Here is a 7,020-nt window from a genome sequence, read left to right on the forward strand (position 1 = left end):
GCCGCCCGTCGCGCGGCGCAGGTCCGCCTCGATGCGGCGTTCCAGGGCGGCGAGACGGTGGGCCTCAGGGCGGAGTGCGTGGCCCTGGTCCCCGCCGGGCAGATCGGCCAGGGCCGGGCCGCGCCACAGGGCGAGGGCGCTCCGCAGGGTCCGGGCGGCCTCGTCCGGCGCGCCCGCCTCCAGTTCGGCGCCGCCCCGCCGGGCCAGCCGCTCGAACACGTAGAGGTCGACGTCGTCCGGGCCGGCCGTAAGGCGGTAGCCACCCGGCGTACTGACCAGTGCCTCCCGCCCCAGCACCCTGCGGAGCCGCCCGACGAGGGCCTGGAGCGCGGCGGGCGCGTCGGCGGGGGGATCGCCCGCCCAGACGTCGTCCACGAGGTCGGCCACGGGCACGGGGCGTCCCGGCCGCAGAGCGAGGGCGGCGAGAAGGGCACGCAGCCTGCTGCCGCCGAGAGGCAGCGCGCCGCCGTTCTCGTCTCGCGCCTCGGTGGCGCCCAGGATCAGATACCGCACGGCCCCATTGTGTCCCGGCGGAACCGCCGGTGAGCAGCGGTCGGACGGACCGGGACGCCTGGGGACGAACCAGCCCCGGGAGCGGCCCCCGTGCTCGGACGCCTGAGGACGCACCCACCCCGGCGCAACCCCGGCCCCCGCCCGGACGCCTGAGAACGAACCCACCCCGGGACCAGCCTCCCGCCCCCAGAACGCCTGAGGACACACCCATGCCGCCGTGCCCGGCCCTCTCACCCCTGAAGCGAGCGCCGGGCCGGGACCACACCTCCCGCCACCGCGCGCTGCCGGGGGGCCGCCGTGCCGGTCCAGCAGGTGCCGCGCCGGGAGACGAGGCGGCGCAGCCACAGTTCCGTGGAGGCGAGGTCGGCGAGGCCGTCCAGGGGCAGCGGCTCCCCCTCGGAGGCCGCGCGCAGGGCCTTGCGTACGACGCGGGCCTCGACCAGTCCGGCGTCGGCGAGCAGCGGGGCGTCGAAGAGCGCGATCAGCTCGGGCAGGGCGGCACGCAGCCCGGTCCGGGTCACCGCCGTCGAGGTGTGCTGTGAGGGAGCGCCCCAGCCGGGAGGCAGCTCGTGGATGCCCGCGCCGGCCAGCACGCGGCGCAGGACCGCCGCGCGGGCGCCCGGCTGGACCCGCAGCGACTCGGGCAGCGCGCGGGCCGCGCGTACGACCTGGTTGTCCAGGAAGGGGGCGTGCAGCCGCTGGCTGCGGATCTCGGCGGCCTGCTCCAGGATGCGGTGGTCGGCGGCGCTGCGGGCGAGGGCGGCCCTCGCCCGGGCCTCGCCGGGGCGTTGGACCGAGGAGGGGCGGATCGCCGCCTCCTGAAGGCGAACCGATACTTCTGCCAGGGCCTCTCCGGTCAGCCACCGGGCGGCAGGCCCCGGTCTCGACCAGGCGAGTGCGGCGAGCGAGGCGTCGGCCGGGGTGTCGAGGCCGGGCGCGAGGCGGTTGGCGTCGGGCAGCCGGCCGGCGGCCGTTTCGAGGCCGGTGCGGTAGGACGTGCGGGCCAGCTTGCGGGCCGCCCGGTACACGGTCAGCGGTACGAACAACGAGTGCGCGGAGGGGCCTTCGGCCTTGGCGAGGGCGGCGACCGGGCGCAGCAGGTGGCGGCGGCGCCGGTCCATCAGCAGGTCGGCGAGGCGGGCCGGGTGGGCGTCGAGCACCTGCCGGGCACCGGCACCCACGAAGTGGTCGGCGCTGCCCGCGGAGAGCCGGCGCCGGTGGCGTTCGGCGAGGACGAGGGAAGGGGCCGGCTCGTCGGTGAGCGGGCCGGCGCCCAGCTCGGCGTAGGGCAGGGCCTCTTCACCCGCCGCGACGACGACGTGGTGGAGCCGGGGGTTGGCCGCGATGGCACGGGCTCGCTCGAGTTCGGGTTCGTGGGCGCGGGTCGTCAGGTCGTTGAAGGTGACGGCGAGCAGCCGCTCCCCCGCCCCGGTGCCGTGGCCCAGGATCGTGCCGGGCAGCCCGGGGAGACCGGCGGCGAGCAGGGCGAGGGTCGCGGAAGCGCTGCCCCCGGAGAGGTCGGCGCCGATGCCGGGCACGGGGGCGCCCCGGGCGGCGCGGCGCTCGGCCGGGCCCATGCCGGGGACCGGGCCGGGGTCGGGCGGCAGGGTCTCCGGCGCGTGGCGTGGAGCCAGGAGCCGGGCGCGTACCGCCTCGACCAGGGCGTCCCGCACCCCGTCGACGGCGGTCACCGGGTCGAGCTCGGGCGCGGCCACGGCGAGGGAGGCCACCGCCTCGTATCCGGTGATCTCCCGCGAGCCCTCACGGAGGATCAGGGCGTGCCCGGGCGGGATGCGCTTGACGCCCGCGTAGGGGGTGCCGTCCCGCAGCGCCTCCGGGGTCTCGGGGCAGGCGAGCAGGGCGGCCAGGTGGCCGATGTCGAGCTGGGCCTCGATGAGGTCGGCGAGCGGCAGCGCGGCTGTGGCGTACGCCGTGCCACCGGCCCAGGGCGTGTAGAAGACCGGGCGGGCTCCGGCGAGGTCGCCGACGACGGTGATCCGGCGGCCGATCTGGACGACGACCGTATAGCTCCCGGTCCACGCGGTGAGGTGGCGCAGGGCTCCGCCCCGGGCGGCGAGCAGGCCGACGCGCAGCTGTTCGTCGGTGGCCCCGCAGCAGCCGAGAACGGCGAGCCGGACCATGGGGGCGCCCTCGGCGGTGTCCACCCGGATGGTACGGATCTCGTCGGGCCGCCAGTCGCCGACCGCCCAGAGCGGATCGGGGTCGGCCCACAGGAGTTGGGAGCCCACGGGGTGCATCGTGCGCCCGTCGTCGCCGCCGCCCACCGCCCCGGCCGTGCCGAAGCTCGCGGCGATACTGCTCCAACCCACCAACCAACGCATCGCCGCCTCCACAGGCTGTGGACAAAAAACGGCGCGGCAGGCAAGCACCCGGAGAACTCCGGTGACGATCGGCGCCGTTGCGGACATGCTGCCACGACAACGGCGCACGGGAGTGGCTAGGGACGGCGCACGTCGTGAGCGCATGCGCCCCTGGCAAAGGCCGCGCGGCGGATGCCGGGACGCGCGTTCCGCGCGGGCCCCGCGCGCGTCGCCCGAAAGAACAACGGAATGACGAATTCCGGGCGTTGCGTCCCCCTGCACGGTCCCGCGTGAACGGCCCGCTTCCAGCCAGGCCCCGAACCCGGGTCGCGCGGCGGCGGAACGGTCGGCGTCCCGGCCGACCCGACCTCACCCGACCGTCGACATCCGGCCAATCTCGGCGCAGAGGGGAACCGTTGATCTCATGATGCGTTGACCGATTCATATGCGTTTAATCGGATTCCATCGGCGCCGCTCCGGCCAGCGCGTCCACGGGGCCACGCCCCTGCCGCACCGTCGGCCCGCCCCTCCGGAACACACGGTCCGGGGGGCGGGCCTCGCCCCCCGGACCGGTCCACCGCCTGCGGGGAATGAGGCGGCTATATCCCCCAGCCCCCTGCTTCGAGCGCAGCGGGCCGATCCACGCAGCACCCATGCAAGCGCCGCCTCCGGGGCCGGGCCAGAGCGCACATGCGGGCGCACGGCCACACACCGGGGTGCACGCACCGAACCCTCGGCGGACCCCGGCCGACCCGGCCGGGAGCGAGCGGAACGGCAGCCGACACGTACGCCCCACGCGCCGGTCCGCGCTGGTCGGCGGGCGGCAGGAGCCGCGGGACGCGGCCCGTACTCCTTCGCGGCGAAGCGGAATCGCACCCCCGCACCGGCCGGCCCGCGCCCCGCCCCGGCGATCTCCACCGATCCTCCCCCGCATCCCCGTCATTCCCCCGCTCTTCCTTTTCCCCTCCTCCGCCGCGCGTTCGCCTCCACAGCCTCATCCGCCCCTCACACCACTTTCCGTCCCTCGACACTCCGCGCGTGGCCGGGACGGACAACAATCCCGCCATACGGACGTCCAGCCCTTAACGGTAGGGATGCGACGAACTACGCTGGGTGCACTGATGTTCTCTGCAGGGCGGCATATTCCCCGGGGCACGGCCACATGCGTGTGCGGGCGGAGTGACAGGGTTCGTCCCTGGGGAGAACACGGTACGAATGCCGCGCGCCGAGACGGTGACGCGGCTGCCGTCTGTGTGTCGAGGGGTGGCCATGTCCAGGGAGCAACGAGGACCGAACGAGAAGCTCGGCACCGTTCTCGCCCTCGCGGGAATCAGTAACGCCGGGCTCGCGCGGCGGGTCAACGACCTCGGCGCGCAGCGCGGACTGACCCTCCGCTACGACAAGACGTCCGTTGCCCGGTGGGTCTCCAAGGGCATGGTGCCCCAGGGCGCCGCGCCCCATCTCATCGCCGCAGCGATCGGCGCCAAGCTGGGCCGGCCCGTTCCCCTGCACGAGATCGGTCTCGCCGACGCCGATCCGGCCCCGGAGGTCGGCCTGGCGTTCCCGCGCGACGTGGACGCGGCCGTCCGCTCGGCGACGGATCTGTACCGGCTGGATCTGGCCGGGCGGCGCGCGGGCAGCGGCGGGATATGGCAGTCGCTCGCGGGCTCGTTCTCGGTGAGCGCGTACGCCACACCCGCGTCCCGCTGGCTGATATCCCCCGCCGACCCGTCGGTCGCACGGGCACCGGCCACCGTCGGGGGGCAGCCGCCCGGCGCACACGGCGCACCGGGGGCGCACGGCTCCACCTCGGCGCCCACGCAGTCAGGCACCCCCGCATCACCCGCCCAGGCGACCGGCACGGCCACCGGCCACAGCCTGCTGATCCCGGCACAGCCCGGCCCCGAATCCGGAGCCGACGCCTCCTCGCTGCGCGTCGGTCACAGCGACGTCTCCAAACTCCGCGAGGCCGCCCAGGACGCGCGCCGCTGGGACTCCAAGTACGGCGGCGGCGACTGGCGCTCCTCGATGGTCCCGGAGTGCTTACGCGTGGACGCGGCCCCGCTCCTGCTCGGCTCGTACAGCGACGAGGTCGGCCGTGCGCTGTTCGGCGCGGCGGCCGAGCTGACCCGGCTCGCCGGCTGGATGGCCTTCGACACCGGTCAGCAGGAGGCGGCCCAGCGGTATTACATCCAGGCCCTGCGCCTCGCGCGGGCGGCGGCCGACGTGCCGCTCGGCGGCTATGTCCTGGCGTCGATGTCGCTCCAGGCGACCTACCGCGGCTTCGCCGACGAGGGCGTCGACCTCGCGCAGGCCGCCGTCGAGCGCAACCGGGGCCTCGCGACCGCCCGCACGATGAGCTTCTTCCGCCTGGTCGAGGCCCGCGCGCACGCGAAGGCGAACGACGCGCCGGCCGCGGGGGCCGCGCTCAAGGCGTCCGAGAGCTGGCTCGAACGCTCCCGGGAGGGCGACGCCGACCCGGCCTGGCTGGGCTTCTACTCCTACGACAGATTCGCGGCCGACGCCGCCGAGTGCCACCTCGACCTGAAGGCGCCCCGCCAGGTCCGGCGCTTCACCGAGCAGGCGCTGTCCCGGCCCACCGAGGAGTTCGTCCGCTCGCACGGGCTGCGCCTCGTCGTCTCGGCCGTCGCCGAGCTGGAGTCGGGGAACCTGGACGCCGCCTGCGCGGCGGGCACCCGGGCCGTGGAGGTGGCGGGCCGCATCTCGTCGGCGCGGACCACGGAGTACGTGCGCGACCTGCTGCACCGCCTGGAACCGTACGGGGACGAGCCGCGCGTCGTGGAGCTGCGCGAGCGCGCCCGTCCTCTCCTGGTCGCCCCGGCGTAGGAATCCCGATTCCCGGGAAGCGCCACGCTGACCGCACGGGTTTGAGTGCGTTGTCAGTGGGTCAGTGCACTATCGGGGTGGGAGGTGGCGTGATGATGGCGCACGCGGCGTACGACTGCGATGTGCTGGTGATCGGCGGCGGGATCGTCGGCCTGTCGGCCGCGTACGCGCTCACGCGCACCGCACCGGGCACCCGCGTGACCGTACTGGAGAAGGAGAGGGGCCCGGCGCGCCACCAGACCGGGCGCAACAGCGGGGTGATCCACAGTGGGATCTACTACCCGCCGGGCTCGCTCAAGGCGCGGTACGCACTGCGCGGCAGCGCCGAGATGACCGACTTCTGCCGGGAGCACTCCATCGCCCACGCGGTGACCGGCAAGCTGATCGTCGCCACGGACCGCGCCGAGCTGCCCCGGCTCCACGCCCTGGTCCAGCGCGGCCGCGAGCACGGACTGCCGGTGCGCGAGCTGGGGCCCGCGCAGATCGCCGCGTACGAGCCGAAGGTGCGGGGCCTCGCCGCGATCCGGGTCGGCACGACGGGTGTGTGCGACTTCCGGGCGGTCGCCGGGTGCCTCGCCGACGAGGTACGCGGAGCGGGCGGCGTGATCCGCTTCGGCGCCGAGGTGACGGCGATCGACCGCCGTCCCTGGGGCGTGGCCGTGCGCACGGCCGACGGCCTCGTCGTCCGGGCCAGGGTGCTGGTCAACTGCGCGGGACTGCACTGCGACCGGATCGCCAGGCTGGCCGGAGACGACCCGGGGATGCGGATCGTGCCGTTCCGGGGTGAGTACTTCGAGCTGGCGCGGCCCGAGCTGGTCCGCGGGCTCGTCTATCCGGTGCCCGACCCGGCGTTCCCGTTCCTGGGCGTCCACCTGACCCGGGGCTTCGACGGCTCCGTCCACGTCGGTCCCAACGCGGTTCCCGCCGCCGCCCGCGAGGGCTACGGCTGGCCCGTCGTCCGGCCCCGCGAGCTGATGGACACGCTCGGCTGGCCGGGCTCGTGGCGCATCGCCCGCAGACACTGGCGGTACGGGGCCGGCGAGGTGCACCGCTCCCTCTCGAAGCGCGCGTTCACGGAGGCGGTCCGCCGCCTCCTGCCCGAGGTCACGGAGGAGGACCTGCGCCCCTCGCCGGCCGGGGTCCGCGCCCAGGCCGTGCTCCGCGACGGCACCCTGGTGGACGACTTCCTGATCCACGAGGCCCCGCACACGGTGCACGTGCTGAACGCCCCCTCGCCCGCCGCCACCGCCTCGCTGCCCATCGGCCGCGAGGTGGCCCGCCGCGCCCTGCTCCGGGCCCGGGCAGCCGGCTGGAAGCCGCCGGAGCGCGCGGCGGCGGG

General features: G+C 75.5%; 4 protein-coding genes. 2 read left to right on the top strand and 2 right to left on the bottom strand.

Features of this window, described 5'->3' with window-relative positions; genetic code table 11:
• Positions 1-513: BTAD domain-containing putative transcriptional regulator (locus G3I41_RS27730; protein WP_343242234.1), on the bottom strand; the 513-nt coding region annotated here is incomplete at its 3' end.
• 230 nt (positions 514-743) lie between these two features.
• Positions 744-2,855 carry an asparagine synthase-related protein gene (locus tag G3I41_RS27735; RefSeq protein ID WP_164403112.1) on the bottom strand — a complete coding sequence of 704 codons (2,112 nt, stop codon included), beginning with the start codon at positions 2,853-2,855 and terminating at the stop codon, positions 744-746.
• Between the two features lie 1,248 nt (positions 2,856-4,103).
• Between G3I41_RS27735 and G3I41_RS27740 the strand changes: the two genes are divergently transcribed.
• Together G3I41_RS27740 and lhgO are read left to right on the top strand one after the other, a co-directional pair.
• Positions 4,104-5,681 (top strand): sporulation protein, encoded by a 1,578-nt coding sequence (locus G3I41_RS27740; RefSeq protein WP_164403113.1) that lies wholly within the window; start codon positions 4,104-4,106, stop codon positions 5,679-5,681.
• A 92-nt stretch (positions 5,682-5,773) separates the two neighbouring features.
• Positions 5,774-7,020, top strand: a 1,247-nt coding sequence (gene lhgO, locus G3I41_RS27745) for an L-2-hydroxyglutarate oxidase (RefSeq protein ID WP_164403114.1), incomplete at its 3' end; no start/stop codon positions are given.

It is taken from the genome of Streptomyces sp. SID9727 (assembly GCF_010550605.1).
GTDB lineage: Bacteria > Actinomycetota > Actinomycetes > Streptomycetales > Streptomycetaceae > Streptomyces.